Here is a 16,007-nt window from a genome sequence, read left to right as displayed (position 1 = left end):
GCCTTCCAGCAGCGGGCGGCCTTCGGACATGCGCTCACGGCGGGCAAAACCGCGCCAGAGTATGAGCCGGGCGGCAAAGCCAGCGACGAAGTTTCCGAGTTGCTGGCTTGGCTCAGAAGTCAGTTGCCGATTTGACTGCAAAGCATATTGCTGGCAATGCAGTTAAATGCTATTGCTGGCAAACTGGCAATTTTACGAGATGAGGCCATGTCCAAAAGACCGAGTTTAGCCGAGAGCATGAAAGCCGTGGGCGCGCAGGCATCCCCTGCCGCTATCGTGGAATCCGTCGCCGGCATGGCGACGGCTCCGGGCGAGGGCAAGCGTTACCACGCCGCCACGCGGGCAGGGATGAAGCGATTGACGGTCGTTGTCGAGCCGGAGGACCATCGCCGGGTCAAGAGGCTATCAGCCGACACCGACCGTTCAATTGAAGACCTTATGCGAGAGGCGCTTGCCGACTTGCTGCAAAAGCATAATGCCTGATTGCTGGCAAGGCGGCGGGCGCGTAAGTGACGATAGCCTTGAAGTGTGGCGCTATGTGTTATATATGACGGGGCAACGGTGAGAGTCTTCAAGAGCAACAGGTTTCACAGGTTCGCCCGTAAGGAGAAAATCTCCGATGCGATGCTATGTGAGGCGATCGAGCGCGCCGAGCGTGGATTGATCGACGCCGATCTTGGAGCCGGCCTCATCAAGCAGCGTGTTGCACGGCCGGGCGCTGGAAGATCAGGCGGCTATAGGACGCTGATTTTCTTCCGGGCGGAAACGCGGGCGGTTTTCGCATTTGGGTTCGCGAAAAGCGACTTGGCGAACCTAGAGGACGACGAGGAAGCCGCGTTCAAGAGGGCGGCTAAGTTGGTGCTTGGGTTCTCCGATGCACAGATGGACGCGGAAGTAGCGGCGGGCCGAATGTTAGAGGTGAATTGCGATGGCTAAGGCATACAAGAGTGAGGCAATGGCGGCCGTCCATGAAATGATGGAGGGCTTTTATCAGTCTGGCGCGATCGACAAGCAGACGATGCGCGAGTTTGATGACGCCTGCCTGACAGCAGTTGAGCCGATGCCCCCCGAGGAAATCCGCGCAATCCGGGAGCGCGAACACCTGTCGCAACCAGTCTTTGCCCGGTATCTCAACGTGAGCAAGGGCCTCGTTTCGGATTGGGAGCGGGGTGTGAAGAAGCCGGGAGGCCCGGCGCTGCGGCTTCTGACAGTCATCCAGAAAAAGGGTGTTCAAGCGATTGCTTGATTGCTGGCAAAGAGGCAATTAGGCAATGTATTCGCCTGCAACCCGCCCCCGGCTGTCCCTACGGCCCTAGATGATGAGAGCGGGCCAGCCGGGGGCTAGCGCCGTGCCTGCGGAGGCCAAGCCATGACGACCAAGACGGCCGAAACGATCATCCGGGAGCTGGCGGCCCGACATGGGGTTGCCGTTCAGCGCACGGCGCTGGACGATTGGGCCGATGATGCCACCCGGCTTTCCGGCGACGATGGTGTTGTTGATGAAGTCGGGGAGCTGGTCGTTGCCTTACGGCGAGCGCAGGCCGTTGACGGGATCGAGCTGACCCGGCTCCATTCGCGTTATCTGGACGAACGGGACGCGGCGTAGCCGCCCGGCCCGGAGGCGAACGCGCCCCCATGTCGCGCTGTAGTGAGCCGGAGGGCCGCCAGTGACAAAGCCCCGGTGCGTCAGCGCCGGGACCGCTTTTCCCATCTGGCCGGCTCGGGCAGGGGGGCTTTGAGCATGTCGCGCAGCTCCGCTTTCATTTCCTCGCCCGAAATCCCCGGTCGGGGATCATCGGCCGCCGCCTCGATGCTGCGCTTGAGCAGTTCCCGGCGCAGATCGGCATGGGGTTCCAGCTCCTTATGCTCGCCCAAGATCACGAACACGGCTTCGGACGGATCAAGGAACGTGTCCTGTTCGATCAGATCGAGCAGCCACAGGGCCAGCGACGGCGGCAAATAGGCTTCAAATCGCAATCCACCCTCTGCGACCTGGTTGCGGAGCCACTTGGCTTGCTCGACGGCATGGGCCTTGTCGGCGGGATCGGGCCATTCGGGCGCATCGGTGTCGGTCATGGCTTCATCCTTCATGCTTGGTCGAACAGCCCCCGGAACTCTGCATCGGCGTAATAGGCGAGCTTGCCGGCGACGATCGGGCGTTGCCCGGCGAGGAACAGCAATTCGACATGCTGCGGCAGGTTGCGGACCTCATCGGGGGTCAGCAGCGGGCGGGCCGTGTGCTGCTCGCCGTAGGAAATGCCGGATTTGTCGGAATCGAGCGCCCGGCTCATGGTCTGGAACACCACGGTTTCCTGCCCGAGCAGATCGGAGACAAGGCGGGCGCTATCGTGATCGTTGACGCCGAACACCTGTAGGACGCCGGCGTTTGACAGGAAGGTGCCGGCGCGCTGCCCGTAGGTGGCGCGGAGCTGGTGAACGTCCTGCAGGATGGGCCAGAGCTGGACGCCGTAGCCGGCCATGAGGCCCATAGCGCGCTCGACGGGGGCCAGATGGCCGAGGGCGGCGAACTCATCGAGCAGATAGAGGACCGGCACGGCCGGCTTGGCGGGATCGCGGGCCATGTCGGTGAGGCTTTGCGCGACGAGCAGGCGCAGCCATCGCGAATAGGTGGCGAGGCGATCGGGCGGCAGGACGAGGAACACAGAGACGTTGCGGCGCTTGAGATCAGCAAAGCCGAAATCGGATCGGCCGAGGACCGCGACCATGCGCGGGCTGTCGAGGAAATGGGTATGGCGCTGCGCGGCCGAGAGGACGCCGGCCGCCTCGCGGTCGGATTTGCCGAGGTGGCGGTTTGCGGCGCGGGCGATCAGGCCGGAGGCGGCCATTGACGCCTGCATGTCCTTCAGGAGCGCGGCGAAGGTTTCAGGGGCGAGGGTGAGATATTCGCGCAGGGTGGCGAGGTTTCGCCTGTCGCGCGGCTCGCTGGCGGCAATATGGAGGATCAGGCCGGCAATGAGCGCCTTGGCTTCCTCGTTCCAATGCGCCTCGCCCGCCATGCCCGGTTCATCGAACACGAGGGCGTCGGCCAAGGTGCTTGCATCTTCCGCGACATCGAGGCCGGCCGGGTCGAGCCCTTCCAGCGGATTGAAGGCGGCCGAGGGCTGGCCGGTGACGCCGAAGGGGTCGAGGACATGGACCGGGCCGAACTGCTGGCGGGCGCGGCCGGCGATCTTGGCATTTTCGCCCTTGGGGTCGATGCAGATCACGGAGCGGTCGGCGGTGAGCAGGTTGGGGATGATGGTTCCCACCCCCTTGCCGGTGCGTGTCGGTGCCATCGTCAGCAGATGGGCCGGGCCGTCATAGCGCAGGAGCTTCCCGGTCTTGCCGTCGCGGCCGATCAGCAGGCCGGAATCGGCGCGGGCGAGGGCGGCGGTTTCCTTGTCGGTGGCGAAGCGGGCTGAGCCGTGGGTTTCGCCGTCCATATCCCCGAAATGGATAATCAGCGGATTGGTGAGGAAGCGGAAGGCGAGCGCCAGCAGCACCAGCAGCGTGACGAGATCGAGCAGGAGAACCGGAACCGAGCCGACGCGAAAGCCGATTTGTTCGAGAGCGAAGCGGCCGCCGAAGCCGAGGACGAACAGGACGATAACAAGGAGGAACAGAAGCCCGAGAAGCGGTTTCCAGATGCGGAAAGGTGCGGCGAGCAGAGCGACGAACGCCCATAGCGGATCACGCGCGGCCTGCCGCATCATGTTCTTGAACGCACCCCAAGCAAGTCTCGCCTGACTCATGCGGCCGTCCCCCCGGCGCTACCTGTCGTTTCCCCGGCCGGCGCGTTGCCGATCAGATCGGCAAACAGTTCCTTGTCACCGGGGCGCGTCAGGAAGTCGGGCAGCTCACGCTTGAGCCATTCGCCCAAGCGCCGGGCAAATTCTTCATCCTTGCCGTGTTCGAGGCGATGCAGGACGAGCGCGCCGAGCAGCACCTTGCGGCGCGTGTCGTTGGCGCGTTCCTGCTTGCCGAGCCGTGCCTTGAGGGCGGCGCGCTGCGCATCCAGTTGGGCTAGACGTTCTTCAATGGATTTGCGCGCCATTCCTCAAATCTCCTTTTCCGGTTGTTCGCCTAGACTATCATTCCCGGCCGTCTTTTCCAGTGTTTGCCTGTTGCGCTTGAGTTTTCGGCGGTTTTGCAGCACAATCCGGGCCTCAGTTTCATTGCATCGACCTAGCCGCAGCGCCACACCGAACAGCGAAAGAGCGAAGCAATTGAGTTGAGAAGGGCGCACTTACGAGTTACTGCGTAACTCAGCGCGCTGTCAGCTAGAAAGCTGACGGGAAAGGCGGAAACGGGATCGAGGCAACGGGTTGGCGATCTACCATTTCAGCATGAAGCCAGTTTCGCGGGCGAAGGGCCGTAGCGCCGTCGCCTCTATGGCTTATCGTGCCGGGGAGAAGTTGACCAACGAGCGCGACGGCATCACGCACGACTACACGGCAAAGCAGGGCGTCGAACATGCCGAGATCGTCTTGCCGGAAGGCGTCAACGCCGATTGGGCGCGGGATCGCTCGACGCTCTGGAACGCCGCCGAGTTTGCCGAGAAGCGGAAGGATGCCCGCGTTGCCCGCGAGTTCGAGGTTGCCTTGCCGCATGAGCTTTCGGCCGAGGAACGGCTAGAGGCGGCGCGGGAGATGGCGCAGGAGCTGGCCGACCGCTACGGCGCGGCCGTGGATTTCGCCATTCATGCACCGCACGAGGCGAGCGACGTTCGCAATCACCATGCCCATATCCTTATGACCACGCGGCAGGTGACGGAGAACGGGCTAGGCGACAAGACCTATCTTGAGCGCGAAAACAAATGGCTGCTGGCGCACGACCTGCCGACGACCGATATGCAGCTCCGCGACCTTCGCCAGAGGTGGGAGGGGATCGCCAACGAGCGGCTTGCAATGGCCGGGCTTGATATTCGGATCGACCATCGTTCGCACATGGAGCGCGGGCTTGAGATCGCGCCGACCGAGCATATGGGCGTCCATGCCTCGCAGATGGAACGGCGCGGCCTCGACGTGTCGCGGTCGCGGCTGGACGAGGATGCGGCCCGGCGCAATGCCGAGCTGATCCGGGAGAAGCCCGAGCAGGTTCTAACCCTCATCACCGGGGAAAAGAGCGTGTTCGATCGCCACGACGTTGCGCGGGCGCTGCATCGCTACATCAACGACGACCCGCAGGAGTTCCAGAGCGCCTTTGCGAAGGTGATGGCCTCGCCGGCGCTGGTCGAGTTGCAGCCCGAGCGCGCGGACCCGGCAACGGGCGAGATCGAGCTTGCTCGCTATTCCACCCGCGAAATGGTCGAGATCGAATCCGGCATGATCGAGAGCGCGCAGCGGATGCACGCGGCTCATGGTCATGGCGTCGATCGCCGGCATGTCGAGCGGGCGATAGATGCCCAAGACGCCGCCATTCGGTCGAGCGTTTCCCATGACACGGCCGGGAAGGTTGCGCGGGGCGAGCTGGACGCCGGCGAACGTGAACGCCAGATCGAGACGGCGCGACTTTCGGACGAGCAGCGCCGGGCGATCGAGCATATCACCGGGCCGGAGCGGATCGCGGCCGTTGTCGGTTATGCCGGCGCTGGCAAGTCCACCATGCTCGCGGCCGCGCGCGAGGCGTGGGAGGCCGAAGGCTATCAGGTCCACGGCGCGGCCCTGTCGGGGAAGGCGGCCGAGGGCTTGGAGGAAAGTTCCGGCATCCAGAGCCGCACCCTCGCATCATGGTCCCGCGGTTGGGAGAACGACCGCGGCACGATCGGCCGCGGCGACGTGTTCGTGATCGACGAGGCGGGCATGGTCGGGAGCCGCCAGCTCGCCCGCTTCGTTGGCGAGGCCGAGGCGCGCGGGGCGAAGATCGTCCTTGTAGGCGACCATGAGCAGTTGCAGGCGATCGGGGCCGGCGCACCGTTCCGGGCGATCACGGAGGAAATCGGCCATGCCGAGCTGTCGGAGATTCGCCGGCAGCGCGTGGACTGGCAGCGGGACGCTTCCATTGACTTCGCCACGCACCGGACGGCCGAGGGGCTGGCGGCCTATCGGGATCACGGCAATATCAGCTTTGCCGAGACAGGCGAGGACGCGCGCGGCCAGATCGTGCGGGACTACCTTGCCGATCGCGATGAACGTCCGGACGGCACCCGGGTTGCGATGGCGCATCGCCGGGCCGATGTTCGCGCCATCAATGACGCGATCCGGGCCGAGCTACAGGACCGGGGTGTTTTGGCACGGGGCGAGCTGGCGCGCGTGGCCGACGACAGCCTTGCGCCGGGCGACGTCGCCCATGAGCGGGAAGGGCCGGGCCGGGCGCTGACCTTCCAGACCAATACCGGGCAGAGGGAGTTCGCGCCGGGCGACCGCATCGTGTTCTTGGAGAACAACCGCGACCTTGGCGTGAAAAACGGGATGCTAGGCACGGTCGAGCATGTCGAGGCGGGCCGGATCGTCGCGCAGCTCGACGGCCGGGGCGGCGATAGTGTTTCCGTGCCGATGGGCGACTATCAGGCGATCGACCACGGTTATGCGACGACGATTCACAAAAATCAGGGGGCGACGGTCGATCGCTCCTATGTGATGGCGTCGGGGACGATGGACCGGCATCTAACCTATGTCGCCATGACCCGGCATCGTGACGGGGTGCAGCTCTACGCGGCACAGGACGAGTTCACCAATGCCGGCCGGCTGGTCGAGCATGGGGCCGCGCCCTTCGAGCATGACCCGCAGAAGTCCGACAGCTATTTCGTGACGCTGGAAAACGACAAGGGCGAGCAGCGCACCCTATGGGGCGTCGATCTAGAGCGGGCCATGAAGGAGGCCGCGCCGGAGATCGGGGAGAAGATCGGCCTACAGCATGAGGGTTCCACCCCCGTCACCTTGCCCGATGGGACGCAGACGCACCGCAACACATGGAAGGTTCAGGACGCCGGCGAGCTGGCCTATAGCCAGCTAGAACGCCGCCTGTCCCGGTCGGGCGTGAAGGAAACGACGCTCGACTATACCCGCGACTTTGCCGAGCGGCGCGGGATCGCGGAGCAAATGGGCGTCCGCAGCGAGATCGAGATTCCGGCCGAGCGCGCCGGGCTACGTGCGGAACGGGAGTCGACGGCCGGGGATCACGCCCTTGAGCGGAGATCCTCGCAAAAAGTCGGCGCGGATCTCGCGCAGGATCTTCGTGCAGATCCGCGCGAAGATCTCGCCAGCGATCGACAGCAGCGCCGCAATCCGTTCGAGGGCCTGAAACTCGGGCGCGGCGCGGCGGCCGAGAGCCGCGAGCCAGACCGCGCCGGCGAGGACGGCCCGCAGATCGACCAGAAACGGCCGCAGCAGGCCGAGAAGCAGCGGCGCGGTATGTTCGCCGGCCTCAAGCTCAATGCACGCCCTGCGCCCTCACAGGAGCGCGGCGAGGCATCGCGGATGCAGCGACGGCCGGAAAGGGAAGGGAGCTTGCGGCAGGCGCCGGCGCCCGACCGGCTGGCCGAGCGGGCGCGGGGGCAGTCGCCGCTTGAGCAGGCCGTTGACCGCTATTCGCGGGCCTATCAGTCGATCGACCAGCACCGGCGCGAGGGCCTGCCGGTCCTCGACATGCAGCGGCAGGAAATGGGCGATGCCGGCCAGCAGCTCGACCAGGTGCGCGACGGCATGAAAGATTTGATGCGTTCGACCCTGCAAAACGACCCGGCGACGGCGCGCGCCATGACCGAGCTTTCCGGCCGGGAGCGTGTCGCGCAGGTGATCGACGGGATGAAGCGCGAAAACGCCGCGCTGCAAGACCCGAATGTCAGGGCCGAGCGGTTTGTTGAACGCTGGCAGGAACTACAGGGCCAGCGCCGGGAGCTTCGCGGCTGGCAGCACGACGATGCCCGCGCCAAGGTCGAAAGCCAGATGAACGGCCTGACCAAGAGCCTCGAACGTGACCCGCAGGTAGATTCCATCCTGCGCAATCGCCGGCAGGAGCTTGGAATCGGGCAGGAGCTTCGCCGGGGGCAGAGCATCGCCCATCAGCTACAAGAAGAAATGTCACGCAGCCGGCAGATTAGCCGGGGCATCGGTTTGGGAAGGTAGGCACGGAGAATATGACGGAGCTGGACGACGACAGGGAAGGAATCGCACGGCAAGCACTGGACGAGGACGCCGGCGACCCGGCCGCCGCGTTCGATGCGCTCCGGCGCACGATCGAGACGCAGGGCGCGCAGATCGGCGCGGAAATGACCGTGATGCGGCGTGGGCTGGAAGCGGCTTTCGACCAGCTCGAAAAGATCGAGCCGGCGCAGGACTACAAGCCCCAGCTCGCCCAGCTCGTGCAGGCGCTCGACACTGTTGCGGAGCGGATGCACGGCGTAGAGCAATCGCCTATTCTCCGGCAGGGCGCGACGCACTATGCGGCGCTCCTCGAGCGCAGCGGCGAGGCCCTGATACGCACCGCCGCGCAACAGCTCGAGCGGCAGGCGTCCGACCTCGAGCGCGCCGGCCGCAATCTTTCGGCGCACGTCGCCGGCGCGCGGGAGCGTAGCCGGCAAGATTGGTGGCTTGTCGCCGCTTTCGCGGTCGGCCTGCTCGCCGGCGCGCTGGTGATGTTGTTCCTTCCGCGCCTGTTGCCGTTCTCGGCCGCGCCGCGTGTCGCCAGCGTCGTCATGGGCGAAAGGCCGTGGCAGGCCGGTATGAGCCTCATGGCGTTCGGCAGCCCGGAAGCGTGGCAGCGCGTGGCCTCGGCCGACCAGCTCCTTGAAACGAACAGGGAGGCGGTAGCGGCTTGTTGGGAGGCCGCGCGCACGGCCGGCGAGGATCAGCGATGCACGATCACGGTGAAAGCGCCGGCGCAGTAGTGTGGAAGGAGTTTCTATGGCTAACGCTCAACATATGTTCGTCGTGACTGGCGGCCCCGGTTCCGGCAAAAGCAGCCTGATTGACGCCATGACCCGGCGCGGCTTCCGCACGATGCCCGAGGCCGGCCGGGCGATCATACAAGATCAAGTCAGGATCGGCGGGCCAGCCTTGCCTTGGGCGGATCGGGCCATCTTTGCCGAACTCATGTTGGGTTGGGAGCTGCGTTCCTATCACGAGGCTCTTGCGAGTGACGCGCCTGTCCTGATGGATCGCGGGATTCCTGATGTTGTCGGCTATCTTACGCTCTGCGGCCTGCCTGTCCCGGCTCATATTGAGGCGGCGGCGAAAATTCATCCCTACAACGAGCGGGTTTTCCTCGCCCCGTATTGGGGTGCCATTTTCGCGCAGGACGCCGAGCGCAAGCAGGACCGGCAGGAGGCCGAGGCGACCGGCCGAGTCATGGCCGAAACTTACACCCGGCTTGGCTATCAGATTGTAGAGCTGCCGCTGGTAGGGATCGAGCAGCGCGCCGACTTCATCGCGGAACGTCTGCAAGCCGGGTGAAGCAGGCTAAAACTGTCGCATGTTTTGGGAGTTTCGCGACAAAGTCTATGAGTTCTTACTATCTCGCGTCATGCTTTCGGCCATCGTCACCAGCTCACGACAGACACGCTCCTTGAGCTTGGCCGGCAATGGCCGGTTGGACATTGCCTCGTGGACCCACAGGCCATCAGCAGCAAGACGGGCGACGAAGCGCGCGAGGGCTGCCGGATCGTCGTCGTCAGGAACCGGCGGCGACCAGCGGTCAAGAACGCCCTGCCATAAGGAATCAAGGTCCGGCTCGCCGGCGCTTTCCAGCATCATCAGAAGTTCGACGCGGCGGGCCATCTGCGCGCAGCTCTGGATATAGGCCGCATCGCGTTCGGCCGGCTCCACCGTGTCGGCTTTGCCGCCCGCGATCTTCTCCATGCCCGCCTCCCATTGGTCGGCAAGATGTTGGTGGGCCGCGAGGATAAGCGCCTCCCGCGACGGGAAGTGGTAGAGCAAGCCGCCGCGCGTCAGCCCGGTTTCGGCCGCAACGGCGTCGAAGGTGACAGCGGTAATGCCGTCACGCTCGACAATGGCGATGATCGCGTCGAGGATTTTCCTGCGATTGCTGGTCCGCATGATGCCCTCCGCGAACTAGTGGGATGATGGATAGAGCGAGGATTGCGACCCCGGCCCGTAACGGCGCAGAAGAACCCCGGTCACGATCGCGCCGGCCGCCAATAGCGCAGCCCCGACATACATCACCACCAGATAGGCATTGTCGAAGGCAGCGGATGCAGCCGCGACGAGCGCCGGCCCGTTTGCCGTGTCTCCGGCCGCCAGCGTGAGAGCGGTGGCGATGTTGTCGCGCGCTTCCACGGGAGCGCCTTCGGGCAGGGCGATCCCGAGTGTATAGAGCGCCGAAAGCAGACTACCGAGAATGGCGACGGCGAGCAGGCCGCCGAACTCGTAGGACACTTCCTCGACCGAGGCGGCCATGCCGGCGCGATGCACGGGCGCGTTGCCGATGATGGCCGTGGACGCGACCGACGCAGCGGCTCCAAGCCCCGCGCCGGTCAGGAACATACCTGCAAGCACCCATCCCGTTCCCTGCGACAGTCCCCACGCCGTCAGCAGCACGGCGAGCGACCCCGCCCCAAGCCCTCCCGCGATCAGGTAGAGCAGGCCAATGCGGTGCAGCAGCGCGCCGCCGAGCAGCGCGGTCGGCAACGAGCCGATGGCGGCGGCGGAAACCAGCAAGCCGGCCTCCAGCGGGGAATAGCCGGCGACGAGTTGGAACCGCTGCGTCGTCACGAGCTGGATACCGCCCAAGGCGAACATCATCATGGCGGCGGCCAGCACGCCAGACGAAAAGGCCGGGTTGCGGAAAATCGAGAAGTCGAGCAGCGGAAACGGCAAGCGCGCTTGTCGCCGGACGAACAGGAAGCCCGCCGCTGCGGTGACGAGCAAGGCCGCGCTCAATACGGCCGAAGACGGATTGGCGCTGGCCGCGTCCTTGATTGCGATCACGAGCGCGGACAGCGCGGCCAATGCCAGAACTGATGACAGCAAGTCCCACGGCCGCGAGCCGTCGCCGGCGACCTTCGGCGCGACCAGCAGCGTCCCGATGAAAGCCGCGATCACCACCGGAACATTGATAAGGAAGACTGACCCCCACCAGAAATGTTCGAGCAGCAATCCCCCGATGATCGGGCCTATGGCGGCCCCCACGATCGAGATGGAACCCCATATGGCGATAGCGATGTTGCGCTCGCGCTCGACGGTGAAGGTGATGCGGATCAGGGCCAATGTGGCGGGCATCATGGCAGATGCCCCGATGGCGAGGAAGGCGCGGGCGGCGATCAGCACTTCCGGCGTGGGGGAGAACGCAGCCACGATGGACGCGATGCCGAACAGGACAAGGCCGGCGAGGAACATTGTGCGATGGCCGATGCGGTCGCCAAGCGTTCCGGCACCGAGCAGCAGGCCGGCCATGACCAGCGGATAGGCGTTGATGATCCATAGCCCCTGCGTGGTCGTCGCCCCGAGTTCGCGGGTGAGCGTCGGAAGGGCGGTATAGAGGACGGAGTTGTCGAGGGTGATGAGCAGCAGGCCGGCAGCCACCGTCACCAGCAAGAGCCATCGGTTTGAATGTGAGGCCGTCATTGGGAATCCATCCGGTTTGAGCAGCCGTCGCTATACATTCTAGATTGTAAAATTTCAACTCAAAAAGCTCGGTCAGTTGTCGCGGAAATCCTGATTTTTGCGACAAAATCGCCGGCGCTGATTTTTCAGGAGAAATTCTGTCGCGAAAATCAGGTGCGAAAGTGATAGATTCGCGACTGATTTTTGCGACACGTCGCGGCCCGGATTCCGGGCCGCTGCGGACGTGATGCAGGTTTCAGGATTTGCGCGACAGACAGCCTCGCTTTTCGGCGGCTAGAGCATATGCCTCCGACTGTGCAAGGTGTCAGTCCGCACTCCCCCCGCTTGCTGCGATGAGTCGACGTGCAACCAGATCGTGGTTCAGCCACAGGACAGGTCCGGAGGGTTCGCTGGCCTCGCCAAAGATCAACTGGCCGACCGCCTTGACCACATGATGGCTCAAGACGTCGCTCACGAGAATTCTTTTATCTTTGTGCAGTTGCACGATCTCTTGTGATGTGCCGATGGTCTGCTCCGCCTGAGTGGCGCTATTCGGCAGCGGCCAAAGGTCGAAGTCATAATAGGGCTGCATCGCCTCGTTGTTCTGATAGTCCAAAACCATCTGTAGCAGGGCTTCGAGCGTCACGCCGTCTTTCAGCAGGTCTTGGCATCCTTGCCAAAGCACCTCGACCCAGCCTCCACCGCCTTCTTTCTTCAGCGCGCCCAGCAACGGTAGGAGCGACAGTTCGAGCCCGGCGAATACATCGGAGGAATTGGTGCGGATTTCGGGGCAATTGAACACTGTGGCTTTTATGCCTTTGCGCCACGCAGCTTCGGCAACACCTTCAAGACGCATCTTCGCATAGCCTTGAGTGTAGTTGGTATAAGTCTGCCAGCGATAGCTGCCGCCAATCAGAACTTCGGTGCCGTGATAGCCATAGGCGGTGTAACGAACCTGTCCGCCGGCCGCCCAGATCCGGGTACGGATGGCAGAGCTGGCCTCAAGCAGGTAGCCAAAGGTATTAGCCGAAACCTCGTCAAAGTTTTGCAAAACGAGCTTCCCGAGATCGCTTTCGATCAGCGACTGCGACGACATATGTCGCGCGCCACGACCCTTGTAGATGCGGTTTACGATAGCGAGAACGACCTTGGCCTTCGGGATACCACCTGCCATTGTGTGTGCGAAGAAGACGTTCCTGCCGTCGGGGATCAGGTCATCGAGTTCCGCCATAACTGCGTCGAGCGCGGTCTTGAACCGTGTCAATCCAACCTCGTGGCAGCGCGCAATATAGTCCCAATCGAGGGTATCGGTCTGCCAGGTGTCGAGAGTCATCTTCCCGAGAAGATCAGTTGGGGTAGGACCGCCTTCGGGAGCATCGAGATCAAAGCCTGCCATCAGCGGAGTGTTGATAATCTTGCCGCCGAGATTGGCTTCAGCCGCAGCCAGTTCGTCATCAGCCAAGGCGCGCAATGCGTTATTCTCCTCGCGACGGCCGACTGTGACTCCCAGGATGGTCATGCCCGCAGCCTTGGCCTCGTCAAGCAGACCGGCTGCATAGCCACGGCCAAACAGCTCGCCAAAAAGCACGAAGAAATCTCCCTTACGGAAGAGAGTATTGGGGTTCATGGTTTTTTGCGGTGTGAGATTCGTCATATCAGCCTTTGCAATTTGGGGATGCTTTCGGAGCGAAACGTCAAGCATCCGAGATGGCCCATTGTCGCAGAAGTCCCGAAACCCGCGACAGTCGCAGAATAGGGATTTTCGCGACGAGATGCACCCGCTAGATTCGGGCGGTGAGCATAGCAGCGAAAGCCCCCTGCCCCATGATGATCGGATATGCGCGCGTCTCGACCGACGGCCAGACCCTTGACCAGCAGCGCGCGGAGCTGAAAGCGGCAGGCTGCAAGCGCATCTTTGAGGAAAAGGCATCCGGCGCGCATCGCGGCCGCCCCGAGCTGGCGAAGATGCTGGACCATTTGCAGCCCGGCAACGTGGTGACGGTGACGCGGCTCGATCGCCTCGCCCGATCGACGCGCGATCTTCTCGACATAGCCGAGCGGATCGGCCACGCCGAGGCCGGCTTGCGATCGCTGGCCGAGCCGTGGGCCGACACGACGACGCCGGCGGGGCGCATGGTGCTGACCTTCTTCGCCGGCGTTGCCGAGTTCGAGCGCAGCTTGATCCACGAGCGCACGAGCGCCGGCCGGGCCGCTGCGAAGGCGAAGGGTGTTCGCTTCGGCCGCCCCCCTACCCTTTCGGCCGAGCAGATCGCACACGCCCGCCAGCTCATCAGCGAGGACAAGAAGCCGGCCGAGGTTGCCCGGCTGTTAGGTGTGCATCGCGCTACCCTCTATCGGGCTTTAGAACGCAATGACGTGAATACGCATTGACGTTACTGCGTTTAGTTGCCCTGCCCTAGAAGTAGTGCCTTTCCCGGTTCTTCCCGCAAGGGATTGCAGAATCGGGCGGCTTGCTCTTAGTTGTAAACATGAAGGAACGCGCGGAAGAGATTCGCAGAGGCGTTGCCGCCCACAGGGCGCGGCAGATCGCGGCCGGCCGCGTGGCGTTGAATACCTATGTTCCGGGTGAGCTTGTCGAGGCAATCGACAGGATCAAGGAGCAACGGGGCGCGTCAGCACGCGCGCCGATCATCGAAGAAGCGTTGAGGTTCTATATCGAAGCGAAGCAAGGGACATAACGGCAAAACGCCCGACCGTTGGCGCGGTCGAGCGTTTTTGTAGGCCGTCAGACACACCGTAGAGCCGGGGCCATCAAAGTCTCCCCTTATCTACGCTAGAGCACTCCAATTCGCAAGATTGATTCTTGCGGAAACGGGAGCGCCGTGCCTGCCGTCCACAGTCGTCATGTCCTTCAAATGGAAGGACGAGGGCATATGTTAGGGACGCAATACGCGGCCGCGATCGGCTGCGCGCGCGGGAACGCGCTTGATGAAATCATGCGGGAGGTTTGGAGCCGATACGGCGCGGGCCAGCTCACCGACGACGAGGCCGGCGAGCTTACGACGCTCGCCCATGAGCGCCGGGCCGCCCTGCGGGGATCGGGACAGACCGCGCTAGGGCTGGTCTTCCCGCCCCCTGCCCCGCGCTGCCCGACACCAGTTCGCCGGCATAGCCATATCCGGGGGCGATCGGAGGGCCGGATATGGCGGCCGACGACGCGCAAGGACGTGCAGGCGATCTTGAAGGCGGCCGAAATCTACAACGAGGCCGGCTTGCGCGAGAAGAGCGAGCGCAGCGGCCCGCTAGGATCGGTGGCGCTGGACGTGCTGCGGCTGTTCGTCAATCTCATCGACTTCCGCACCGGCCGGCTAGAGCCGTCAATCACCACGATCATGGATCGGCTAGGCCGGTCGCGCGATACGATCGTGCGGGCGCTGAAGAACCTGCGGGCGCATGGTTTCATCGACTGGCTGCGGCGCTACGAGCCGACCGGCAACGAGGGGCGCGGCCCACAGGTCCAGCAGACGAGCAACGCCTACCGCCTGTCCCTGCCGGAGAAGGCCCGGCAGTTCCTTGGACGGTTCAGCAAGGCCCCGCCCCTGCCCGACGACCACAGCGCCGCACAGGAAGCCCGCGCGGCCGAGGTGGACGCCTACAAGAAGGCCCTGCCCCTCGATGAGCTGGCGCTGTCCGAGGCCGGCGATACCGCGCTAGGCCGGGCGCTGGCGGCCCTTGGGAAAGCTATCCAGAAACGTGAGTCCGATAACCAGACTGAATCCCCATCTGATCTTTATCTAAGAGGGCAAACATAAGCGGTCGCCGCTGTTCGGGCTGCTTTCGCAGCCCTGCGGCGGTTCCGATCCGCTTATAGGGCGGATCGGGAAACGGCACCCTCACCACCTAATCCGCACCGTTCGCGCCTGCGGCCAGCATCCTATGGGCTTTCGAGAGGGAGCGAGGGGCAAGGTCGGCGCTCAATCTTTGCTGTATTGCTGGCAATAAGGTATTTAAGCAAAGCTTCTTGCCGTCAATTCTCATTGCTGCTATGCCAGCAAAATGAAAACAATCGCTATTGTCAGCCAAAAGGGCGGGGCTGGAAAAACCACCCTCGCCCTGCATATCGCCACGGCCGCCGAGGCGGCCGGGCTTTCGGCCGCGATTATCGACCTCGATCCCCAAGCAAGCGCCGCCGGCTGGGGCGATAGCCGACAAGGCGAGGCCCCGGTTGTCGTTGCACTTCCTCACACCCGCTTGCCGCAAGGCTTGCAGGCTGCGACCGATGGCGGGGCCGAGCTAGTCGTGATCGACACCGCGCCGCACTCGGAAGCGGCGGCAATGGCCGCGACACGAGCGGCCGACTTGGTGTTGATCCCCTGCCGCGCCGGCATCCTTGATCTTCGCGCGATCGGAAGCACGGCCGAGCTGGTGAAGCTCGCCCAAAAACCGGCTTTTGTCGTTTTGAACGCCGTGCCGCCGCGCGCCACGCAGCTCTTGGCCGATGCGCGCGCCGCCGTTCAGGTTCACGATTTGGAGGTTGCCCCCGTT

At 63.9% G+C, this 16,007-nt stretch carries 17 protein-coding genes; 11 read left to right on the top strand and 6 right to left on the bottom strand.

Going from position 1 to position 16,007, the window contains the following annotated elements:
- Window positions 1-207: 207 nt before the first annotated feature.
- The 4 genes from OZ671_RS30725 to OZ671_RS30710 all read left to right on the top strand — a co-directional run bounded on the left by OZ671_RS30725 (window position 208) and on the right by OZ671_RS30710 (window position 1,606).
- Window positions 208-483 carry a ribbon-helix-helix domain-containing protein gene (locus OZ671_RS30725; RefSeq protein WP_158877732.1) on the top strand — a complete coding sequence of 92 codons (276 nt, stop codon included), beginning with the start codon at window positions 208-210 and terminating at the stop codon, window positions 481-483.
- Window positions 484-561: 78 nt separating this feature from the next.
- Window positions 562-936, top strand: coding sequence for a type II toxin-antitoxin system RelE/ParE family toxin (locus tag OZ671_RS30720; RefSeq protein ID WP_017502929.1), 375 nt, complete (start codon window positions 562-564; stop codon window positions 934-936).
- Window positions 929-1,246, top strand: a complete 318-nt coding sequence (locus tag OZ671_RS30715) for a helix-turn-helix domain-containing protein (protein WP_017502930.1) — start codon at window positions 929-931, stop codon at window positions 1,244-1,246. The genes OZ671_RS30720 and OZ671_RS30715 overlap by 8 nt, the downstream gene beginning before the upstream one ends.
- Window positions 1,247-1,369: 123 nt before the next feature.
- Window positions 1,370-1,606, top strand: coding sequence for a hypothetical protein (locus OZ671_RS30710; protein ID WP_017502931.1), 237 nt, complete (start codon window positions 1,370-1,372; stop codon window positions 1,604-1,606).
- An 80-nt stretch (window positions 1,607-1,686) separates the two neighbouring features.
- Here OZ671_RS30710 and OZ671_RS30705 read toward each other — a convergent pair whose 3' ends face one another.
- The 3 genes from OZ671_RS30705 to OZ671_RS30695 are packed head-to-tail and all read right to left on the bottom strand — an operon-like array spanning window position 1,687 to window position 4,054.
- Window positions 1,687-2,076: a hypothetical protein gene (locus OZ671_RS30705; protein WP_038293042.1), complete on the bottom strand. Its 390-nt coding sequence runs from the start codon at window positions 2,074-2,076 to the stop codon at window positions 1,687-1,689.
- Window positions 2,077-2,087: 11 nt separating this feature from the next.
- Window positions 2,088-3,752: a type IV secretory system conjugative DNA transfer family protein gene (locus OZ671_RS30700; RefSeq protein ID WP_026109553.1), complete on the bottom strand. Its 1,665-nt coding sequence runs from the start codon at window positions 3,750-3,752 to the stop codon at window positions 2,088-2,090.
- Window positions 3,749-4,054, bottom strand: coding sequence for a hypothetical protein (locus OZ671_RS30695; RefSeq protein WP_017502934.1), 306 nt, complete (start codon window positions 4,052-4,054; stop codon window positions 3,749-3,751). Before OZ671_RS30695 ends, OZ671_RS30700 begins: the two co-directional genes overlap by 4 nt.
- A 271-nt stretch (window positions 4,055-4,325) precedes the next feature.
- Between OZ671_RS30695 and traA the strand changes: the two genes are divergently transcribed.
- The 3 genes from traA to OZ671_RS30680 are packed head-to-tail and all read left to right on the top strand — an operon-like array spanning window position 4,326 to window position 9,392.
- Window positions 4,326-8,066 carry a Ti-type conjugative transfer relaxase TraA gene (gene traA / locus OZ671_RS30690; protein WP_026109554.1) on the top strand — a complete coding sequence of 1,247 codons (3,741 nt, stop codon included), beginning with the start codon at window positions 4,326-4,328 and terminating at the stop codon, window positions 8,064-8,066.
- Between the two features lie 11 nt (window positions 8,067-8,077).
- Entirely contained in the window at window positions 8,078-8,827 is a 750-nt protein-coding gene (locus OZ671_RS30685) for a DUF6118 family protein (RefSeq protein WP_017502936.1), read from the top strand.
- A 16-nt stretch (window positions 8,828-8,843) separates the two neighbouring features.
- The gene (locus OZ671_RS30680; RefSeq protein ID WP_035227934.1) at window positions 8,844-9,392 is read left to right on the top strand and encodes an AAA family ATPase; all 549 of its coding nucleotides are present in this window, start codon (window positions 8,844-8,846) and stop codon (window positions 9,390-9,392) included.
- 45 nt (window positions 9,393-9,437) lie between these two features.
- Here the strand turns inward: OZ671_RS30680 and OZ671_RS30675 are convergent, their stop codons facing one another.
- The 3 genes from OZ671_RS30675 to OZ671_RS30665 all read right to left on the bottom strand — a co-directional run bounded on the left by OZ671_RS30675 (window position 9,438) and on the right by OZ671_RS30665 (window position 13,155).
- A complete protein-coding gene (locus OZ671_RS30675) occupies window positions 9,438-9,995 on the bottom strand; it encodes a TetR/AcrR family transcriptional regulator (protein ID WP_017502940.1) in 558 nt (185 codons plus the stop codon).
- 15 nt (window positions 9,996-10,010) lie between these two features.
- On the bottom strand, window positions 10,011-11,486 hold the full coding sequence (locus tag OZ671_RS30670) for an MFS transporter (protein WP_234832090.1): 1,476 nt from the start codon (window positions 11,484-11,486) through the stop codon (window positions 10,011-10,013).
- Window positions 11,487-11,826: 340 nt separating this feature from the next.
- Entirely contained in the window at window positions 11,827-13,155 is a 1,329-nt protein-coding gene (locus OZ671_RS30665; protein ID WP_026109555.1) for an enoyl ACP reductase FabMG family protein, read from the bottom strand.
- Between the two features lie 170 nt (window positions 13,156-13,325).
- Here OZ671_RS30665 and OZ671_RS30660 point away from each other — a divergent pair, with 170 nt between their 5' ends.
- From OZ671_RS30660 to OZ671_RS30645, 4 genes are all read left to right on the top strand, one after another.
- Window positions 13,326-13,892, top strand: coding sequence for a recombinase family protein (locus OZ671_RS30660; RefSeq protein WP_046986025.1), 567 nt, complete (start codon window positions 13,326-13,328; stop codon window positions 13,890-13,892).
- 98 nt (window positions 13,893-13,990) lie between these two features.
- Window positions 13,991-14,200: a ribbon-helix-helix protein, CopG family gene (locus OZ671_RS30655; protein WP_017502925.1), complete on the top strand. Its 210-nt coding sequence runs from the start codon at window positions 13,991-13,993 to the stop codon at window positions 14,198-14,200.
- 195 nt (window positions 14,201-14,395) lie between these two features.
- Window positions 14,396-15,274 carry a helix-turn-helix domain-containing protein gene (locus OZ671_RS30650; RefSeq protein ID WP_268864228.1) on the top strand — a complete coding sequence of 293 codons (879 nt, stop codon included), beginning with the start codon at window positions 14,396-14,398 and terminating at the stop codon, window positions 15,272-15,274.
- 244 nt (window positions 15,275-15,518) lie between these two features.
- A partial coding sequence (locus OZ671_RS30645; RefSeq protein WP_268864227.1) for a ParA family protein occupies window positions 15,519-16,007 on the top strand: 489 nt, incomplete at its 3' end.

Origin of the sequence: Phreatobacter sp. AB_2022a (assembly GCF_026847585.1) — a bacterium.
Taxonomy (GTDB): domain Bacteria; phylum Pseudomonadota; class Alphaproteobacteria; order Rhizobiales; family Phreatobacteraceae; genus Phreatobacter.
Note: the sequence above shows the minus strand (reverse complement) of the source record. Positions and strands in the feature narration are given on the sequence as shown.

Bases quoted from the DNA above. Each gene is read 5' to 3' on its own strand.
- OZ671_RS30725 (WP_158877732.1), top strand. From the start codon at position 208: ATGTCCAAAAGACCGAGTTTAGCCGAGAGCATGAAAGCCGTGGGCGCG.
- OZ671_RS30715 (WP_017502930.1), top strand. From the start codon at position 929: ATGGCTAAGGCATACAAGAGTGAGGCAATGGCGGCCGTCCATGAAATG.
- OZ671_RS30710 (WP_017502931.1), top strand. From the start codon at position 1,370: ATGACGACCAAGACGGCCGAAACGATCATCCGGGAGCTGGCGGCCCGA.
- OZ671_RS30705 (WP_038293042.1), bottom strand. From the start codon at position 2,076: ATGACCGACACCGATGCGCCCGAATGGCCCGATCCCGCCGACAAGGCC.
- OZ671_RS30700 (WP_026109553.1), bottom strand. From the start codon at position 3,752: ATGAGTCAGGCGAGACTTGCTTGGGGTGCGTTCAAGAACATGATGCGG.
- OZ671_RS30695 (WP_017502934.1), bottom strand. From the start codon at position 4,054: ATGGCGCGCAAATCCATTGAAGAACGTCTAGCCCAACTGGATGCGCAG.
- OZ671_RS30685 (WP_017502936.1), top strand. From the start codon at position 8,078: ATGACGGAGCTGGACGACGACAGGGAAGGAATCGCACGGCAAGCACTG.
- OZ671_RS30680 (WP_035227934.1), top strand. From the start codon at position 8,844: ATGGCTAACGCTCAACATATGTTCGTCGTGACTGGCGGCCCCGGTTCC.
- OZ671_RS30675 (WP_017502940.1), bottom strand. From the start codon at position 9,995: ATGCGGACCAGCAATCGCAGGAAAATCCTCGACGCGATCATCGCCATT.
- OZ671_RS30665 (WP_026109555.1), bottom strand. From the start codon at position 13,155: ATGACGAATCTCACACCGCAAAAAACCATGAACCCCAATACTCTCTTC.
- OZ671_RS30660 (WP_046986025.1), top strand. From the start codon at position 13,326: ATGATGATCGGATATGCGCGCGTCTCGACCGACGGCCAGACCCTTGAC.
- OZ671_RS30655 (WP_017502925.1), top strand. From the start codon at position 13,991: ATGAAGGAACGCGCGGAAGAGATTCGCAGAGGCGTTGCCGCCCACAGG.
- OZ671_RS30650 (WP_268864228.1), top strand. From the start codon at position 14,396: ATGTTAGGGACGCAATACGCGGCCGCGATCGGCTGCGCGCGCGGGAAC.